Annotated in this window: 13 protein-coding genes; 5 read left to right on the top strand and 8 right to left on the bottom strand. The window is 45.8% G+C overall.

Annotated elements, in window-relative coordinates; genetic code table 11:
* Positions 1-381 (bottom strand): EamA family transporter, encoded by a 381-nt coding sequence (locus tag Q502_RS14480; protein ID WP_243392359.1) that lies wholly within the window; start codon positions 379-381, stop codon positions 1-3.
* Between the two features lie 1,509 nt (positions 382-1,890).
* On the opposite strand from Q502_RS14480, the gene Q502_RS00060 reads away from it, so the two are divergent.
* Both Q502_RS00060 and Q502_RS00055 read left to right on the top strand, forming a co-directional pair.
* Entirely contained in the window at positions 1,891-3,270 is a 1,380-nt protein-coding gene (locus Q502_RS00060; protein WP_099830228.1) for an MATE family efflux transporter, read from the top strand.
* Between the two features lie 93 nt (positions 3,271-3,363).
* Complete coding sequence (locus tag Q502_RS00055) at positions 3,364-3,708, top strand: MarR family winged helix-turn-helix transcriptional regulator (RefSeq protein WP_243392358.1); 345 nt, start codon at positions 3,364-3,366, stop codon at positions 3,706-3,708.
* Positions 3,709-3,813: 105 nt separating this feature from the next.
* Here Q502_RS00055 and Q502_RS00050 read toward each other — a convergent pair whose 3' ends face one another.
* The 3 genes from Q502_RS00050 to Q502_RS00040 all read right to left on the bottom strand — a co-directional run bounded on the left by Q502_RS00050 (position 3,814) and on the right by Q502_RS00040 (position 7,523).
* Positions 3,814-5,361: an ankyrin repeat domain-containing protein gene (locus Q502_RS00050; protein WP_099830227.1), complete on the bottom strand. Its 1,548-nt coding sequence runs from the start codon at positions 5,359-5,361 to the stop codon at positions 3,814-3,816.
* A gap of 246 nt (positions 5,362-5,607) precedes the next feature.
* Positions 5,608-6,297, bottom strand: a complete 690-nt coding sequence (locus Q502_RS00045) for an aspartate/glutamate racemase family protein (RefSeq protein ID WP_099830226.1) — start codon at positions 6,295-6,297, stop codon at positions 5,608-5,610.
* Positions 6,294-7,523, bottom strand: a complete 1,230-nt coding sequence (locus tag Q502_RS00040) for a S9 family peptidase (protein ID WP_099830225.1) — start codon at positions 7,521-7,523, stop codon at positions 6,294-6,296. Before Q502_RS00040 ends, Q502_RS00045 begins: the two co-directional genes overlap by 4 nt.
* 128 nt (positions 7,524-7,651) lie before the next feature.
* Here Q502_RS00040 and Q502_RS00035 point away from each other — a divergent pair, with 128 nt between their 5' ends.
* On the top strand, positions 7,652-8,662 hold the full coding sequence (locus Q502_RS00035) for a phospholipase (protein ID WP_099830224.1): 1,011 nt from the start codon (positions 7,652-7,654) through the stop codon (positions 8,660-8,662).
* Between the two features lie 109 nt (positions 8,663-8,771).
* Here the strand turns inward: Q502_RS00035 and Q502_RS00030 are convergent, their stop codons facing one another.
* The 3 genes from Q502_RS00030 to Q502_RS00020 form a co-directional block, all read right to left on the bottom strand.
* Positions 8,772-11,120, bottom strand: coding sequence for a Lon protease family protein (locus Q502_RS00030; RefSeq protein ID WP_099830223.1), 2,349 nt, complete (start codon positions 11,118-11,120; stop codon positions 8,772-8,774).
* A gap of 109 nt (positions 11,121-11,229) precedes the next feature.
* Positions 11,230-11,739 (bottom strand): 2'-5' RNA ligase family protein, encoded by a 510-nt coding sequence (locus Q502_RS00025; RefSeq protein ID WP_099830222.1) that lies wholly within the window; start codon positions 11,737-11,739, stop codon positions 11,230-11,232.
* Positions 11,740-11,807: 68 nt separating this feature from the next.
* Positions 11,808-13,931, bottom strand: a complete 2,124-nt coding sequence (locus Q502_RS00020; RefSeq protein ID WP_099830221.1) for an RND family transporter — start codon at positions 13,929-13,931, stop codon at positions 11,808-11,810.
* A gap of 187 nt (positions 13,932-14,118) precedes the next feature.
* Between Q502_RS00020 and Q502_RS00015 the strand changes: the two genes are divergently transcribed.
* Both Q502_RS00015 and Q502_RS00010 read left to right on the top strand, forming a co-directional pair.
* A complete protein-coding gene (locus Q502_RS00015) occupies positions 14,119-14,874 on the top strand; it encodes an ABC transporter ATP-binding protein (protein ID WP_099830220.1) in 756 nt (251 codons plus the stop codon).
* Positions 14,875-14,883: 9 nt separating this feature from the next.
* The gene (locus Q502_RS00010; protein WP_099830219.1) at positions 14,884-16,386 is read left to right on the top strand and encodes a hypothetical protein; all 1,503 of its coding nucleotides are present in this window, start codon (positions 14,884-14,886) and stop codon (positions 16,384-16,386) included.
* Here Q502_RS00010 and Q502_RS00005 read toward each other — a convergent pair.
* The gene (locus tag Q502_RS00005) at positions 16,383-19,322 is read right to left on the bottom strand and encodes an HD domain-containing phosphohydrolase (RefSeq protein WP_258006128.1); all 2,940 of its coding nucleotides are present in this window, start codon (positions 19,320-19,322) and stop codon (positions 16,383-16,385) included. The genes Q502_RS00010 and Q502_RS00005 overlap by 4 nt on opposite strands.
* Between the last annotated feature and the right edge of the window lie 486 nt (positions 19,323-19,808).

Raw genomic sequence — 19,808 nt, 5'->3', positions numbered from 1 at the left:
TCATAAATACATTGAACAGAGCGAAAGTAACTCCGCTTCCTTCAAAATCCAGGCGCTTAAAAGCGCAACATATATGGGAGCAGTCGACTGCAGCAAAATCGCGTTTGCAGCTGTAGTCATTTTATTCGCTGAAACGAACAGGATCACTGTGATTGTGTAGGCTAGAGCCGAGGCTATCTGCGAAAAAGACCAGGTGAACTTTGGTTTTCCGAGAGCTACAAGTATTACTAAAGAGGCAATAATACTTCTCATTCCGGAAATCGCAAGTGGATTTGAGTCTACATTTTTGATCAACAGACCTCCCGTACTCCAAAGAAGACCCGTAATAACTAGGAAGAATGCCGACTTGGCCTTAATAGACTTCTTGTTGCCCCGGATCATAAATTCACCTCAAATATTGAGCGTAAAGTCCCATGGAAGAAGAATACAACAGACACTCTTGGTTGACAAGCTGCCAATCATTGAGACTTCGACCCTACCGATGCCGTCGTCGACGTGACCGGGGTCGGGGATTGCAGGTTGAGGTGTGCCAAGCGAGATCACTTGGCCGTTGAATGGTTCTCCGAAAAGAGAATGGGAAAGAGCGGAATAAGACGCAAGGCGCCGAAAGAACATCGGCGGACGCAGGGCTGCCTTCGGCAGGAAGCGATCTGAAAGCCAGTCACCTTCGGTGGCCAGTCAGGCTTTGCCTGGCCAGTCTCGCCTTCGGCGAGGCCAGTTCCGCTTCGCGGGCTAAGAAACGCTATGAAGATCCGTTCTCCGTTGACCGTCCAAGAGCAAAGACCCGTCCACCAAGAAGAGCAATCGAGAAAAAGCTGGTAGAGACGGTCGCTTCGCTCACGAGAGAACCGAGATCCAGGCTGGTATCATGTCAGAATCACATAAAAAACGGCTGTCATCCCGTAGAGCCTGCCCTGAGAAGCCTGCCCCAAAATGCTCCTGTTTGGGGATCCTGTTCAGGGTAACTGATCGGGATCTCCGCGCTATTCATCGAGATTCTGACAAGAAGCGTGTCAGAATGACGCGATACGATGCTTTTCGAATAACCTAAGGCCGGCATCCCGAATTACTCTAGTATCAATCCCTTTCTTTGTCATCCCGTGATGGGTCTGCACGGGATCTCGTCCTGAGAGCCGCTATTCGCTTAAGAACAAGGACCCGCTGGTCACTGACGGAGACAACGTTGTCCGTCAACGGTCCGCCGTCCACCGAGAAGAGCGTTTCAAGATACTTAGAGAGTTTATTAGCTTTTGCTCTTACAACTCGCAACTTGTCACTGGCAACTGTTTCAAAGATCGAGATCCTTGCCAGAAGCGTGCCAGGATGACCTGAAGTAAGAAAAGACTGTCATTCCGCAGTGCTACAAGAAAGAGCGATAATAAATTGTTCGTTATTGGTTGTTGGTAAGAGCAAACAAGAAAAGAAGCATTAAAACTCGTTTCGCTCTGAAATGCTTCCACGTCATGTCATCTCGTGATGCTTCTGTACGGGATCTGGTCTTGAAGTACCGAGGTTGCAGTGTGCAGGTTCGAAAAACCTTGAGAGCAGTATTTTGAAACAAGTTCAGCATGACGCGATGTGGTGTCTTTTGAATAACATAAGGCAATCATTTCAGACTCGGATCCTGAATCTTGTTTTCAATCTTCTTCGTGGCTTTTACGGAGAACGGAGAAGCGATGACGGTCAACGTGGTTTTTCATCAGCGTTCAGCGGGTTCTCCGCCTTTAAGCATACAACGGCGGCTCCGGAGAACGGTGGACCGCTTACGGACAACGATTGCCAACTCGCTTCTAATCGAATCAGAACTACCGGCACGAAAGCGAGAGAGAAAGCATTCGGTACTACTATGAATTATAATAGTTGAATATGCAACTGTCTTAGAGGTGAGTTATGGCAAAAGACATACATAAGATGCTTGGGGAGGAGAGGATTGGAAAGCTTCTTCTCAGTCTTTCTTTACCTGCAACTATCGGCATGCTTGTTCAGGCAATGTACAACTTCGTTGATACAATTTACGTCGGAAGAGGCGTCGGGTCGATGGGCATCGCGGGCATATCTATTTCTTTCCCCGTTCAAATATTCGTTATGGCATTTGCTCAGTTGTTCGGAATCGGCGGCGCTTCAGTTATATCGAGGGCGCTGGGTGAAAAGAATCACGAAAAGGCAAGACGCGCCGCTGGAAACGTAATGGCTTTCTCGATCGCCTTCGGATTGGCGATGACCCTGCTGGGATACTTTTTTATAGATCAGTTGCTCATACTGCTCGGAGCGAGTGAAGCCATCATTCCGTATGCGAGAGAATACCTGAGCATAATACTTCTCGGAAGCGCTTTCTTTTCTTTTGGAATGGCTATGAGCCATGTTATTAGGGCAGAAGGAAAACCAAAGATAGCAATGGCTGCAATGTTGATCTCTGCTGTTCTTAACATAATTCTTGATCCCATTTTCATTTTCACTCTCAACATGGGCATAAGAGGCGCGGCGCTGGCAACCGTTTTGTCTCAGGCGATTACCTCGATCTATATTCTCTTTTACTTCATTAGCGGAAAGAGTCTGCTGAGAATCTCTCTGGCTTCTTTGCTTCCAGAGTGGACAATCCTGAAGGGAACCGTCTCCGTGGGTCTTTCTGCATTTTCAAGACAGGTGGCAGGCAGCCTTCTCGCTGTGGTTCTCAACAATTCGCTTGTATTTTACGGCGGGGATATTGCCGTTGCGGTGTATGGAGTAATCAACAGACTTCTAATGGTTTTCATAATGCCTATGTTCGGCGTCAATCAGGGATTTCTTCCAATTGTCGGATACAACTACGGCGCCAAAAAAATGAGGCGAGCAAGAGAGTCTGTCAAACTGGCCTCCGCAGTTACCACGTTGATCGCCCTTTTCTCGGCAATCATAATGTTCTTCTTTGCAAGACAACTCATATCGATTTTCACTGATGAAATCGAGCTTATTGAACCCACAATTTCTGCTCTCAGGATTGTTATCCTTGCCATCCCGACCATTGGCATCCAGGTTATTGCTTCTGGAATGTTCCAGGCTCTTGGCAAGGCCATACCCGCACTTTTCTTATCCCTCCTTAGACAGATAATAATTCTGATACCACTGATTCTAGTGATTCCGCGCTTTCTAGGGATTAATGGCATCTGGATATCCTTTCCACTTGCCGATTTGATCGCTTTCGCAATATCGCTGGTTTTCTACCTTAGAGAACTGAAGATATTCCGTTCAAGTGAGCTCAGTGCTGAGGCAGGCACAACGGACGTCGCGTGATCCAGCCTTCGATAGAGAAGAGTACATTGGCCGCTGGATATATCGCATTTCGCGCAGTGCAAATGTCTATTTCAGCAGGGAAATGCAGAAATTTTGACTGGGAAATGGTCATTTCTTCTTTGTGAGAGTGCTGATGTCCAGGACGGAATAAGCCAGAATGAGCTCAGCGAAATCCTCGGTGTCGATAAGGGAATTACTCCTGTAGCCATGAAGAAACTTACCGAAGCAGGCTATATAAAGAGGAAAACCGACCCATCAGACAGCCGGAGTTACAGGCTGTTTCTCACAGAAAGCGGCATAAGAATTGGTCAAGAGCTAGGAAGGCTTGGAAGAGATCATGAAACAATGCTAACAGAAGGTTTCTCCAACGGCGAAAGAGATTGCCTGTTTTCTCTTCTTCAGAAAGCCGCTCAAAATGCCAGAAGAGTCAATGATTGACAATGACGTTTCTTGGTTAACATCTTATGGCCCATTACAAACAACCGGTCCCTGCGCAAGGCAGACACCGGTTTAGTAGTTTGGATCGCGGACTTATCCGAGACTTCAATAAAGCGTTTTCAAGAATCCAACTATCTCTTCTGATGCAGCATAATCCTCCGGAGTCATTCCTGCGTTGTCCTTTGTATCCGGCACCAAACCGAATCCGCTCAGGATCGTAAGCATTTCGATCGCGTCCCATTTGTCCTCGACAGCGTAGTGTGAGGGCGTTTTCCCGCTGTGATCCTGATGATTGACATTCGCTCCTCTCTCACCGAGGTAAGAAATCGCTTCCATGTTGTAGTCTTTAACAGCATAGAAGATAGGCGTTCTGCCTTCGTTATCTTCGGCCTCAATGTCAGCTCCGCTTTCGAGCAAGTAATCGACGACTTCCGTCTTTCCCCTGCGGCCGACAGCGGAATGAATTGGAAGGATTCCCTCATCTGTCTCGATCGAAACATCCGCGCCTCTTTCTAAGAGGTACTTGACAATATCTAGCTTTCCATAAGCGGCTGCGATATGAAGCGGTGAGATACCGCTTTCTACTTCATTGTTATTGATACTGACACCCGCAGAAAGCAAGCTCTCAATAGTTTCTTTGTCTTCTTGGTAGACAGCGAGATGCAAGTGTAGGGGCAGGTGATTATTGTTATCTCTTGCCAGGACGTCGGCTCCAAGCGAAATAAGGAGCTTGACATTTCTCAAGGACTCGTTCTCTGAAGCGATATGCAGAGGAGTTTTCCCTTCATAGTTCCTTGAATCAACTTCGATTCCAAGCTCAACAAACATCTCGATGTTCTTGGTAGATCCCTTACCTGCAGCGCGATGAAGTAGGGTATTACCTGAATCATCTACTCCAGAATAGTCGGCGCCAAATTCGATCAGCATTTTCGAAATATCATTATTGGACTTCGATACGGCCAGTTGAAGCGGCGTATAGTATTCATTGCCGATAGACACATCTGCCCCATGTTCTAGAAGCGCTTCTATGCCCTCAATTGGGAGGCCTTCCGATATAGCTAGATAGAGAGGAGTTCTTCCGTCCTTGGCCGGTCGATTTGGATCGGCTCCGTTTTCAAGCAGGAAGACTACGGTATTTGTCCCCTTCGAAAATATCGCAGCAATCAAAGGTGAGCGGAAAGCATATTCAACTCTCTCCAGATCGGCTCCCTTCTCCACAAGATACTTAACGACTTCCAGAGTAGCATCGTTCTTGGAGTTGTCACAGGCAAGGATCAAAGGTGTATAGCCTTCATAAAACATCGAACTGGCCGGATGAGCGTTTATGTCCGCCCCTCTTTCAAGGAGCATCTTCACGACATCGAGGAGACCCTTTCTCGCAGCGTAATGAAGAGCTGTATAGCCATTGTCGTCAACAGTTGAAATGTCTGCCCCAGATTCAATAAGGTAGGTTGCTATTTCCGAGTGGCCGTAATCCGCTGCGACCATCAAGGGTGTTTTGTTTGCATAGCCACGCTCGTTAATATTACCACCGCTGTTGACAGCTTCCTTTACCCCTTGCAGGTCACCGTTGGACGCACTATTGTAAACGCTAGAAAAAGAGACTACCGATAACAGCAGTACTGATAGAAGCACTAACAAGAGTCTTTTCATACTTAGATCCTCCTTCCGCGAAGTGAACGATCACTAGCAATTTGAAATAGCTGCTAATCATGTGAATAGCAGTATCTACCTGAGAAAATAGCCTTCCCTGTCGAGATTCACACAAGAGTGATTTGGAATCTCGGATCCGGTCGAACTTACCGATTCAGAAGCAAAACGCTTTTGTCTTGTGAGTCAATCTCATGCGTCATGCATTCTCTAGAGAACTGTGGACTATTCAGTATTCTTGATTCCGAATCACGCAAGAGCATGATCGACGGCCGCCCGGGCGTGAATGGCCGTAGTATCGAAAACGGCAATGTCAGCGTCTGATTCTTTGATCAGCAGAGGTATCTCAGTGCAACCAAGGATAACTCCCTCGGCTCCATTGAACTGAAGACCCTTAATCACTGCCTTATAGACTGACTTTGATTCCTCCCTGAAGATTCCTTTGCAGAGCTCCTCGAAGATAATCATATCTACTACTACCATTTCTTCAGCTGAAGGAACGATAACATTTATGCCAAATCCCGCCAAAGTATCCTTGTAGTAAGCCCTCTCCATAGTGAATCTTGTGCCGAGGAGTCCAACGGTTTCAAGTCCCCTTCTCTCGATCTCCTCTCCGACTGCCTTACCGATTTCTAGGACTTCAAGCCCTGATGCTCCTTCGATTTCTCTGGCCAAAAGATGCATTGTGTTGGTACATATGATAAGAAAGTCTGCACCCGCTCTCTTCAGATCAATGGCTGCGGCAGTCAAGACCCTCTCTATACCCTTCCAGTCATTACTCTTTAGCATCTCCGAAACGGGGCCGAAATCAACTGAAGCCAAGGTGCATTCTGCGGAATGCAATCCCCCAAGCCTGTTCTTGACCATTTCATTTAGCAATCTGTAGTACTCCAGTGATGATTCCCAGCTCATCCCACCCAAAAGGCCAATACGCTTCATGTCGTTGCTCCAAAAACATCGTCCAGCCAATCAAGAAGCACTGAATTGGACAAAGGAAGATTAGTAACTTGACAATGGGAATCTGCGCCTTCCTGCTTCTTGAATATTCTCATTGTTGACTTTCCCGAAACGTTATCTGAGGCTTCCCTTGCCTGGATGAGCGCCTCTTCTCCTTCTCCCTCTCCCACCATGGCAAGGAATGGAACCTGAATACTCTTTATAGCGTTGCCTACAACGAAATCCCTCATTCTTTTGAAAGCCTTGGACATGGAGACCTCGCCGAACCTGAGCATTATGTTGACGAGCTGGAGCTTTTGAGCCTTAGACAAATACTCCGAGGGCACAAGGTCGACCGTTTCCAGTGTAATATCTTCAGGAGAATTGATAGCTTCTCCGGCAAATGCAGATAGGTACTTGTAGATATCGGTAACAGGTGAATTGGAAATCAGGGCTTTTATTCTGGAATCGTGAGCAGCGGCCCTAAGTGAGAAATAACCTCCGAGACTAATGCCATACAGCGCGAGTCTTGATGGATCGACATCCTCCTTCGACAAAGCATAGTCGACAACTTTGGAAATCGGAACTTCGTAGTCAGGACGCAACGGAGTCTCGGGCGAAAACCTTCTCATTCCTACCTGACCGGGGCCATCGAAGAGAACAACCGCGTAACCCCTCTGCAAAGCGGCCGAGCCTGCCTGGAAATACATCTCTTCCGATGTCCCGTCAAAACCACTCATCATAATTATCGTCTTCTTCGTGCCGCCGGTCGTTGGAGCAATCCAGTACGCCGGAATGAAATCCTCACCGTAGGGTATTCTCTCAGCTTCGAACTGAATATCAGTGGTTCTGAAAGCATATACAAAGCAATCTCTGCTTTCCATACCGATGTACCTTGTCTTAGAGTCTCGAGGATCTCCGAAGTACTCTGCTGCTCTGAAGTAACTTGCTGCTCTCAGAAACTCCTGTCTAGCAGTCTCGCTATTGCCCTTCTGCAAAACCTTCAGAGCGTGGTTCTTCAACCTTGTTGCCAGGTCCTTGAATGACTTCACCCAAGTTGATGGGTCTTCACAATCTATATGCGGTACAAGCGAAAGAATCTCTCCTACGGTGCCTCCTTCGTACGATACTGCACCAAGAGACCTGTAGAGCTGGAAATCAAATTCAATATCTTGAAGAATCCGCACGTCTAATGAGCCTCTTGAAACTCCTCTAGAAGCGTCGGCCATATTGCACCTCCCTAAACTGCTTTTCTTAGACAATACTATCAGAAAGCTTGCCTATCACGAAGCTAATCGGTATCAAGAAGACAATAATGCAGTTTGAATCTGTTATTATAAGAATTGGAGGTGGTTACGTGAAAAAGGTGATGATGATTCTAATACTGCTATTAGCCGTGTTCGGATTTTCATGGTCGGGGCACGATGCTCTAACGTATTTGATTGTATCCCAGTATGAGGAGGTTTTTGACAAGTACGTTGAGATAACCCCGTACACATACGCCGATGTTGACACTCGTGAATACAATCCGGCCATAGAGGGTTTCTACGATTATCTCGGCGAGAGCTATCTGCCGGAAGAAGATCTCGACCTATACAGCGCAGTCTTCCCAAACCCCAGACCTGTTGACAATTTGGCACCCCTGTGGCAGATCCTTTCGGTCTATTCTTACGAGCCCGATCTAGGCATGGATAAGGGGCTCGAACTAAAGGGAATAGAGACGCTCCTCGGAGACAGCCAGGGATTAAGACACATGGAATACAGAATGCTCTTCTTCGTTAGAGTCGGAGAAGTGACTGACGTCGTTCAGTACTTCAGCGATCTGGCCGAGATCGCTTATTCCAGAGGAGACCATTATTGGGCATACCGCTTCATGGGTAGAGCAATGCACTATCTTGAAGATGTCGGCCAGCCTTTTCATACATTCCCCGCGCCGTTTTTCGAACTGCTGAAGCTTCCTTTCAACATGGACAAGTGGCTCGCCATCTTTGCGAATTATCACTTCGCATACGACTTCTACGGTGGTTATTTGATTTGGGGACAATACGAGCCCCTGCTAATGGCGCTCGAAGAGGTTCCTGCCAGAATCGTCAAGAATCCGAAGCAGGCCGCGGTAGATTTGCGGAAGTACTCCAGAGAGAAACTCAATCCAGTATACTATGAACTCAAACATGTTATGGGAAATGAACTTGAGAAACCTCAGGCAGTCTGGCTAGGCAAAGAGTATTTCGATGATCTTCACGAAGCAGGCAAGACATCGAAATTAGACAACCTCTCCGTTGAGATTCTCAGAGAGACTGCTTCTTATGTAAAGGGATACATAAACTATATGCTGAACAGATTCGCGGCAATAGACTCCGAATCATGATCAGGTAGCTGCCTTACGAAAAATGGCGATGGACATGCCAGATATGTCTGTCGCCATTTTTCTTATTGGCCATTTGAACAACCACCATTGATTTACGTATCTTGCTTAGTCATTTCTTCGATTGAGAAGCTATCTCATAGTACTTCATCAACTTCTCTATTACCCTCTGGTTGAAGCTGCCAGGCGAGTACTCTCCGCTCTTCCCGAGCTTTCCCGACTTCATGCCCGTCAGTACCTCAATGGCCTCGTCCACGGTCTCAACGGTCCATATGTTGAATCTCCCTTCCTTAATGGCATTAATTATTTCGTCAGGGAGAACAACATTGTCAGAGTTCGCCTGAGGCACGACCACTCCCTGTTGACCGGTAAACCCCTTTATCTTGCAGAGATCATAGAAGCCCTGAATCTTGTACTGAACTCCGCCTACGGGTTGGACTCTTCCGCTTTGATTGATCGAGCCCGTAACTGCTATTGACTGCTTAATCGGTACATCGGCAATTGCAGACAGGAAAGCGACTGTCTCCGCCACGGAAGCGCTATCCCCTTCAACTGTCGAATAGACCTGCTCAAAACTTATCGAACCGTTCAGACTCAGCGGGAATTGCTGCGCATATCTCGAACTCATGTATCCCTGAATAGTCAGGCTGGCTTTGTTGTGGATGCTTCCACTTAGTTCCGATTCTTTCTGTATGTCAACTATACCGCTGTTGCCCGGACCGGCTTTGGCAGTTATTTTCACCGGTATTCCAAAAGAGAGATCCTCTGTCTGGACTACTGTCAAACCGTTTATCTCACCAACAAGCTCACCATCTGTCTGAACCATCAATGTCGAGTTCTTGAACATTTCCTTTATCTTGTCCTGATAGAGGGAGACCCTTGTATGCATCTCTTCCCAAGCGGTCGATACATCCTCAGCCTCTATCATATCGTGCTTCTTCATATCCGCCATGGCCGAGCTCTCCAGGAGGAGCTGTTCAAGGGTACCAAACTGAGTCGAGACTTTCTTCCTGCTTCCCGAAAGGAATATCGCTCTCTTTATCACTTCTTTGATTCCGTCCCTTTCAAGCGGCTTCAAAGTATTCTCCCTCACAATATTGCAGGTTAGCCCACAGAGCTTGCCAATCGTGTCCTTCTCCAACGCCATTTCCCAATCAAACTCGGCTTTAATCTTGAAGAGCTTCTTGAAATCCGTATCGAGCGTACTTAACATGCTGTATATCCACGGCTCGCCTATCATGATTATCTTTATATCCAGCGGAATTGGCTCAGGCTTCAGACTAACAGTCGATAAGAGACCGATCTTGTGTTCTAGATTCTCAATTCCTTCGAGACCGGAAAAGAGTACCTGCTTCAGAGTCTGCCAGACGTAGGGTTCGCTCAGTACGCTCTTGGCATCAAGGACAAGATACCCGCCGTTCGAGTTATGTATTGCGCCTGGCCTTATCATGGTGTGGTCGGTATCAAGCATTCCCATCTTTGCTACATACTCTATTCTTCCGAAAAGGGAGGAGTAATTGGGGTTTGTTACCTCCACAACGGGTTTCCCCTCTATTCCCGAGTTGTCGACAAACAGATTGACCGCATATCTCTTGCCGAAGAAAGCTTTGGAGTCGATCTCCTGGCTGAAGAATACTCCCAGATTGTCAAGCAAGTCTTCCTTCATGCTCTCTATAAAATCAACGACCTCTTTGTTCTTGCTAAACTTGTCTTTCATCTCCTTTATGTGACCTTCAACTGCGAAAGAAGCCACGTTTCGATTCAATTCCTTGTACTTCTCACCATACTCCTTTTCCATCTTGCTCAATCTAAGAAGATACGAGTTGACTAATTCACGGACTTCCTCGCCTTTCTTGGTAAGCTGCTTCTGGTATTCCTCCGGTAAGGCTTCGTACACTTCCTGGGTAAGCGGTTTACCGTTCCAGAGAGGAATCGTTGCAACTCCTGTCTGGTTTATTTGAACAGTGAAATCCTTTTCTTTCGCCTTTTCTAACAATTCCTTCAGCATACTTGAACGCTTTTCCGATTGCTCATTCTGGATCGAAGTTACCTTCTGCTGGTAGTCCTCACTCTGAAAGCTCTCGCTGATCGAGTTGATAGCTATCTCAACAAACTCGTTCATCTCTTTCTGAAATACCTTCCCAGCGCCCGCTTCAAGTGGAATTGAATTTGGCGACCTTTGTTCATCAAAGTTGTAGACATATATCCAGTCGCCCGGAGTCTTTGTTCCTTCGACCTTCTTCTTCAGATAACGACTGACAAATGTCCTTCTTCCGGTGTTGTTACTGCCGGAAACAAAAACATTGTATCCCTTTGCGTTTATATGAAGCCCTGTCTCCAAAGCTCTTATGGCTCTCTCCTGTCCGATGAACTCCTCTAGTTCACTTAAACATTCAGTTGACTTTACATTCTTCGGCAGTGGAATTTTCAAATCTATCTCCTTCCAGCCAATTCTTTTCATTCATCTACCTCCTTCTTCTGATCGATTATAACAAATTGGACTCTTTGAGAGCCCATCTGAGACACTGAAAGTCACGAAAAATGATTCATAAAGATAGACCAGCTTGTCTTCAGGAACAGGTGAGTCTGAAGCTCTTACTGACAACAATTCCCTTCTCTGGAATCTCTTCAAGAACTGCCAGATTGTCAATTACAAACTCATGATGGAAGTCCCTGAATGCAAGTCTCTCCATCACAGGACCTATGTTGCTTCGATTAATATCATCTCCATAGGCAAGTGTTATATGAGGAATCCAGCGAGTCTCGCTGTAAACGGCTGCTTTGCTGTCTACCGCTTCACAAAGGACTTTACATAGCGATTTATGAAGAGAAGCCAAACTAGGACTTTTAGCTACTCCAATGAAAATAACCGGTCTCTCACCAGTGAAAATACCAAGATATTCTGTCTTTGCCGGGAAGGCACCCATAACGGCCGCAATCTCTTCAAGCATGGAATCTGAAGTGACAGTCGTCTCTTCGAAAATGCAATAGCTAATGTGTGGAAATGGATTGAGCATAACCGAACGTAATCCGAAGTCTGTTTTCAATTCATCCCACAGCTCTCTGACAAACCGATTCAGATCGTCTGGAAGAAGAGAAACGAGAGCTTTCAGAACGCCACCTCCAATCTGAATATAAGTGAATTATATCAGTCAGAGGCTTTTGCCCTATCAGAAAACTTCTTACTTCTAGATGCGATCTCTGGCAGAAGTATTAGAGTAAGAACCATTCCCACAACAAGTCCGCTAACCATCAACTTCGCCACATCAACGTACAACAAGAGAGGTGAAAGCAGAAGAACTGAAAAGCCAGCAACAAGACTGAGCCCGTTTGCAAGAATTGCATTTGCGGTCTGTTGATATGCCCTACGTGAATCGCCGAACCTCCTGAACCAGATAGTGAAGTGAATCGAATAATCGATTACCAGTCCCATCAACATTCCCGAAATGAGCGCTGTAGAAATGCTCAACGGGATCCTGAAAAGCGCCATAAAAGCGAAGTTGAAAAGAGTTGTAAGGAGAATAGGTATCGTGGCGATGATTGTCGACTTCAAACTTTTGAATATCGTGAATAGGAGGAGCATGATAAGCCCAAACGATACTATCAAGCTCTGAATCTGATTGTTAACAACAGAGGAGTTCACGCTCTTCCATATAAGCGTAGTTCCAGCCAGATTGAACCTGAAATTGTCATCCAGTTCCGGATAGCTCATTATTAGTTCTTCGACGGCCAACTTCAGTTTTTCGGCGCTTCGACTGTCGCTCTCCGGAGAGAACAGATTGAATCGTATAGCATTGTCGCTCACAAGAAGTGTTGTAGAGTCACCGAAAACATCACTTGAGTTCAGTGCTCTCACCATAAGCGTCAACGGAACACCCGTCTCTCTTGACAGATCGAGTAGACTCATGACCTTCGAAACTCCATCAAGTCTCTTTAGCTCCGCTTCGAACGCTTCCAAACTCTCTACATGATCTGTCGTTAATGCAATGCTATCCCCTTCTTTTGGTGTAACCATCAGCGAATAATTTGTCAGCCAACCGAAAGCCTCTTTCATGGTGTTTGCGCTTCTTCTAATCTCCGAATTCTCTTTGAAGAAATTATACTGGTCAATAGTCATTGGAATTGTCATGATCAGAAAAGGAGAGGCGATACTGCCCACTATAACGGCCCAGACAACTACCTTTTTCGCAAGACGATTTACGTCTCTTGGAGGTGATGCACGTTGCGGATTCACAGTTTCTCTTGAAGGCACAAGTCCCGGGAGCACGACAATTGTGAAAACCGCAGAGAGGAAGATTCCTGAACAGACGAATATACCCATCTCCTGAAAGGCCTTCAAGTCGAGCAGAATGTATGAAGAAAAGCCTGCCATCGTTGTCAAAGCAGATAAAAGAACAGGAACTCTCTCCTCGTGAACTGTCCGACTGACGGCATTCTTAAGATGAATGTTTTCTTCAAACCTTGAGAGGAAATGCATCCCGTATGCACTTCCAATAATGACGATAAATGAAGGGATCATAACGGTCAAACTGTTGATCGAAAGCTTCATTATACCCATTACTCCAACTATCGCCATTACGGAGGCTAGAGGAGGAACCAGTGTAAGCAAAGCAAGCGAGACCTTTCTGAACTTGATTACGTAGACCATGAGAATTGCAAGTAGAATGAAAGGTGGATACTTGAAGGTAAGATCGATTATTGATCTGAATGTCTCTGTGTTGGCAACGCTCTCTCCAATTAGTCTATAGCCCTTTACATCGAGAGAATCGAGTTTCGATCGAAGTTCAGGGACAAGTGTGTCGCTGCTCAACTCATTTCCGTCTGCGATTGTAATCAGTATGCCGTAATAGCTGCCGTCAGAAGATATCAGCAGGTTACTGTATATCGGATCTGTCAGCAGATCTTCATTCAGCACCAATTTCCCATCTTCCAAGTACACGTAGTCCTCAGTTGGAATTCTCAAAGTGAAAAGATTGAACCTTCCCAGCTTCATCGCTTCAGTGGCTGACAACACCGAGTTGACCCAGTCAAGAGACTTTATCTCATCTGATATTCTTTTCAGAAGCTCGAGTGGAGTTTCCGATGCATTAAGAATCACCATGATCGATCCAGTGTCTCCAAAAACCTCCGCGATTCGGTTGAACGCTGCCAGTTCAGGATCATCATGGCTCAGAAATGCTGCGGGCGAGGGATCGAAGCTGAGACCGTTGATTCCCGACAATAGAATTATTACTACGGCAGCTAATAATGCGAAGGAGACAGCTTTTCTCATATGCCCACCTCATAAACTTAGCCAATTATATCATCCGGCAACAGGATTGCCTGCGCTGTATAGGAATCATCTGCCAGATCAACAGAATTTCTTGACATTTTGTGAAATGTATCGGGTCTTGTCGTAGAATAGGTTCGGGTCATACACGAAGATCGTCCTGAAGCAATACCGTCTGGAGGGATGCTAGATGATTGACTGTAAAAAACTTACGAAAGCATTCGATAAGAGCCCCGTAGTAGACGAGATAGATCTGCTGGTGAACTCTGGCGAGATATATGGCTTTCTGGGACCAAACGGAGCTGGAAAGACAACAACGATTAGAATGCTTACCGGTACGCTTAGACCTACTTCTGGAGAGATAAAAATCCTCGGCATGAACTACTCGAATAATGAGCTTCAGATAAAGAGCAAGATCGGTGTTGTCCCTGAAGAACCAAGAATCTATTCCTACTTTACAGGAGCGGAGTTCCTTGAGTTCATTATGGATGTCTTTCCCGATAAGAGACAAGAAGCGAAGAAGAGAGTCGGCGAACTATGTGAAGCGTTTGGAATAGATTATCTGGGGAAGATGATATCTGAGATGTCTCACGGTATGAAACAGAAGATAATGGTTATCTCTGTTCTGATGAGGAGACCAGAAGTCATCTTTTTGGATGAGCCGACCGTAGGTCTCGATGCAAGAAGCGCGAAGATACTTAAGATGCTTCTTGAGAAGTATAAGGGCGAAGGCTCTACCATTTTCATGACCACACACGTGCTGGAGATAGCGGAAAAGATGTGCGACCGTATAGGCATAATCAACAAGGGGAAGCTTATTTCCGAGGGCACGATGGATGAGCTAAGAAAGAGAGCAGGAGCCGACAACAAAGAGACTCTAGAGAACCTCTTCCTGCAGCTTACTGGCGAGAACGAAGACATCCAGGAAATTGTAGGCGCATTGTGAGGTGTCTATTTGAACGACCTTAAGCTGTTCCTTAAGTACAAGCTCTTCATGTTTCCGGGCAAGAAAGGCACAAGAGGAGGCCTTTCGGGCCAGCTATTCGTCTTTGCAGTATTCACAATCATGATCGGAATGTTTCTCTGGAACGTGTATGGTGCGACTTCTGGAGTAGCCGTTGAAGGCGTCTCCCTTGGCAAGGTCATGGCCGGATTCTTTCTGACAATCTCAGGGCTGTTCTTTCTAATCTCGTTTTCGGCCACATCGTCTTATCTCTTCATGAGAAACGATGAGATAGACATGCTTCTCGTTCTTCCGGTAAAGAGAGTGAGTATCATAGTCTATCAGATTATTATCTCGACCCTATATCAGGGGCTCACTCTGTCCGTCTTTCTGGGAATCGCTCTTCCATACCATCTCAGGATCGATCCCAATCCATGGATCGGAATCCCTTCACTTGTTCTCGTGGTAATAAACACCGTACTTCTGGCTTCCATCGTTTCTGTAGCTCTTGGGAAATTCATGTCCAGGGCAGTCGCAAGAAAAGTAATGTTCATCGTTCAAATTGCGGCAGCTTTCATGTTCTTCATAATAGTTCAGTTAGTTCCACAGAGCACGGATAACATACCGCTTTATCTGCAGAAGCTGGCAAGCGCTTGGGAGGTTTTTTCAAACCCTATGAATATCTTCACCTGGAGTGTTAAGTCTTCGGAAAGCCCTCTGTACCTCCTAGTTGGAGTAGCAGCAATTCCTTTGCTGGGATATGTTTTTTTCAGGGTTGCCTCATCTATCAAATTCGAACCGGTATCATATTCCAAGAACAAGCAGAAGACCGTGACCTTCAATGACAGGCGGGGATGGGTTTTGCTCAGAAGAGAACTAAAGATATATAGACGCTATGAACAGCTAATATACTATCTTTTCTATCCCGTTGTCTTTGGACTTGTTTTTGGACTTATATCAGAAGAAGTAGTAACATCGATCTTCACTATGGTACTTATTAGTACCATCTTCACCACTATACAATCCGCCTTTTTGATGGGCAGAGAGTATCCCTTTATTGAGACTACAAAGATATTGCCTCTTTCTCTGGGAAGGATGATAGCCATAAAAACCACTCTACCTGTTCTGTTGGGGACAGTTCTCTTTGTGGGCGTTCTAGGCGTAAGCATCTTGATCAAGAGAGGTTCTTTCGGTTATCTTATGGTTGTTCCGGCTGTCTTTGTGCTTTATGTGACATCCTCTCTGCTCGGTATAAGAGGTGTTCTTTCGTCACCTCCCGATCAAATGGATAATCCGAATGCATTCATGAGAACGAAATTCGTTCTTCTGAACCAATTGATCTGCATGGGATTGAGTTTTGGGGCAATAATGCCTATCACGTTGATTCTGAAAGGCGCAGTTGACGGCACCGGCACAGCTTGGCTCCTTCTAATATCACTATCATCGTTGGCAGTAGCGCTTCTTATATCTCTTCTGAGCTACAAAAAAATCTCACAAATAATCAAGAGCATCTAGAAAGACTCTATCTCTATCATTTCCCTAAACTTAATCACCAGTTCGGGGTCAAATTGAGTACCGGAACATCTCTTTATTTCGTCAATTGCTTCCTGCCTGTTCCTGGCTTTGCTGTATGGTCTGTCATTTGTCATTGCATCAAAGGCATCTACAATAGAAAGAATTCTGCATTCAACGGGGATCTTATCGCCCTTGATACCCAGAGGATAGCCCTCACCATCCCATCTTTCATGATGCCTGAGAATTAGATCTGCGACTGAAGAGAGGTCTGGAGATGACACGGCGATCCTGTATCCCTTTTCTGGGTGAAGTCTCATCACTTTCCATTCATCATCATCTAGTGGGCCTGGTTTGAATAGTATTCTATCTGGAATTCCAACCTTTCCTAGATCGTGAACCTGAGCAAAAAGCGCTAGGTCGCTGAGTTGCCGAGAACTCAGTCCTGCTCTTCTTCCCAGTTCTAGGCACATCCTCTGCAGTCTCTTCGCATGACCGCCAGAGATTTGATCCTTTTCGGCAAGAGTAACTAGCAGCGTGTTCACCATCTGGCTTCTGACGCTGGAGCTCCTGTAAAGTTTGTCACGATACATCAGGTCATCTGCATGCCTCAGAGTCTCGACAAGAGATTGTTCCTGTCCCTTACTGGTAGCGATTCCCATGGAAACACTCAGAGGAGGTCCGATGTGATCTCTGTTGAATTTACCGACAATCTCCCTGACTCTCGACGCGATCTTCTCGGTAGTAGCTTCATCCGTTCGTATGAGAATAACTGCAAATTCGTCTCCACCAAACCTTGCAATAACATCATTCTTTCTGAAACAGGATCTCAGAATTCTCGAAAACTCCAAAAGTATCTGATCTCCTCTTGCATGGCCCATCGTATCGTTAATTAGCTTCAGACCGTCGACATCGGCCGAAACGATTGAAATAGGATAGAATCTCGATCCTTCCAACCTGATGAGTTCTTCCTCGAAATAGAACCTGTTGTACAAATCAGTAAGCCCGTCATGAAGAGACATGTAATTCATACGCTTCTCGGTCTCGATTCTCACGATCGCTTCGCGGACGTGAGACATAAGAAGTTCAGTCAGTCTTAGCTCCTGTTGGCCAAACTTCGACCTATTCGCGGACATCGCCTGAAAGACTCCAACATCTCCAATCGGAACGCTTAGGCCAGCACGGTAGATGTCGTTTGATTTGAGAGTGCCGGGGAACTCCTGGATATCATCGATTATGTAAGGCTTCTTCTCTCTGAAAGTCTTCCCGACAATTCCAACATCTTTCGGCATTACAATTGGGTCTCGCGGATTTAGGTTGGAAGATGCCTTGATTACTAGATTATCCTCTTCGTTGACACAGATGAAGCATATATCAAATTCAAGGATCTCATTAGCTGCTTCAATCACAGAGTCATATACATCCTGGAGGGTTCCGCATCTTTCCAGATTGAGAGCTGCATCGTGAAGCCGTTCTATTCTGAACCTATCTCTCTCAAGAATCTCCAGATTTCTCATGCGTTCAGATATATCTCGGGCAAAAGTAAATTCGTATTCGCTTTCATCGTACCTGAAATAATTCCTGTTAATCTCGACGGGAAAGACAGAGCCGTCCTTTCTCACATGATAGGCTTCAAATGTATCCCTTCCTTTCGACTTAAGCCTTTCCCAGCTTACTCTTCTATCCATTGCCTCCATCGATTTATCGAGATCATTTACCTTCAGTCCGGAAATCTCATCCTTTGTGTATCCAAGATTCTTACAGGCTTCGCTGTTTGCATACAGTATCGTGCCGTCAGGTGCAATCCAGTAGGCCTCATCGTTCGCGTTATCCAGCCCAAATTGGATGAGCTTGATCTTGCTAAGAGCCTTTCTTTCCTCTGTGACATCGTTTGCAGAACAAACCACGGATTTAATATTTCCGAACTCGTCGATATCCGGCGTCTTCGTAATCTCCAGGATTCTTAGCTCTCCAATCGAGTTCTCTGAATTCTGCTCAAAAGCAAGTTTCTCTTTTCGAGCGAAAACTTCCTTGTTGCTCTCAACACATTCTATTGCCTCCTGTTCCGTGAGAATCTCAAAGACATTCTTCCCATCAATTTCCTCCGGGTGCCTGCCAAAGAACTTTGCAAACGACTCATTGACGATTCCGAAAGTCTCCTGATCTCTGAAGCACCAGATCAGTGTCGGAATCTTTTCCAGAAGCAGAGACATTTCTCTGTTCCTTCTGACAAGAAACTTCTTGCCAGTCATTCGCTGTATAGTAGCGGTGAAGGCGAATGTCAGAAGAAAGACGAAAGCGATTGCGGCATAGTTAGCCGGTAGCCATCTGCGCTCAAGAGAAACTGAGACTCCTGCTAATAGCAGACTCCCCTTCTCGCTATTCAAGCTGTATCCTTCTGTTGTAAGCAGACTCAGAATTCCCTCGAGATCTAGCTTCAGAATGACATACCCATCCTTTGAGCTCTCTGAACCAGCGTTGTTGGTGAAGGCAGAAATTGCAAAAAGATCCTTGCCCACTGAGAAGATCTCCGAGTAGTCTCCTCCTTCAACAGTAGGCGTGACGGCAATTTCAAACTTCTCACCAGCAGACGCAAAAACCTCATCATTAAAAAAAACAGCAACACCTTTGATATGCATATTACTGGCCAGCATCTCCATTAGGTAGTGATTGGTGAAATCGTTGTCATTCTGCATAACAGCTTCATAAAACGAATCCCGATGAAAGTGGCCGATTAATGTGGTCTTTGCAGTGTTTTCCGCGATCATTCTTGCGGAGTTGGCAATTTGACTTTCAACTTTAGAATACCTGACTTCTGTCACCGCAAAACCTATAACGGCCCAGAAAAGCGTTGCTAGAGCAGCCAGAGAGACAGCTATAAGCCAATTCTTCATAAATACTCCTGTATGAGAAACGACTGGTTTTGTCAAGTCTATCATTTTTGCCTTCACGATACCCAGAAAGCACTACTCAGTGACGGGCTCTTGACCGCTAAAGGATTCTTCAAGATCAGAGTTTTGAAGACTGATCGTTTGAGCAATGCCATTTTCTTAAGAATCAATCATTTGCATTAAAATTATAGTGAAGATTGCGAGATTTATAATGTGGAATCTCCATAGTTGTTTCCACAATACTGGTTGCGGTTGGTGTGTGCCAAGAAGGCGAAGAAGGAAACTTCAAGCCATGCTTAATTGAAGATGAGGGAGGGCCCCTCGAAGCCGCCATGCAGGTGGAGGCTTCAAACCACCGTAAGCTGCTGTGGTAAAGAGCCATGGTAGTGAACGTTACGGGAAAAGGCGGGACAGCGATCCCGTCAGGTGAGTACCAGAGGAGACGAATACAAGTGAACCACCGTGAACGTGTCGTAAGAACTACTAGTGTCATCAAAACCGGGAGGACATACTATCCCGGGATAAGTCTGGAGG

This window comes from Mesotoga sp. Brook.08.YT.4.2.5.2. (assembly GCF_003351125.1).
Classification (GTDB): Bacteria; Thermotogota; Thermotogae; order Petrotogales; family Kosmotogaceae; genus Mesotoga.
This window is presented reverse-complemented; position numbering and strand designations above follow the sequence as displayed.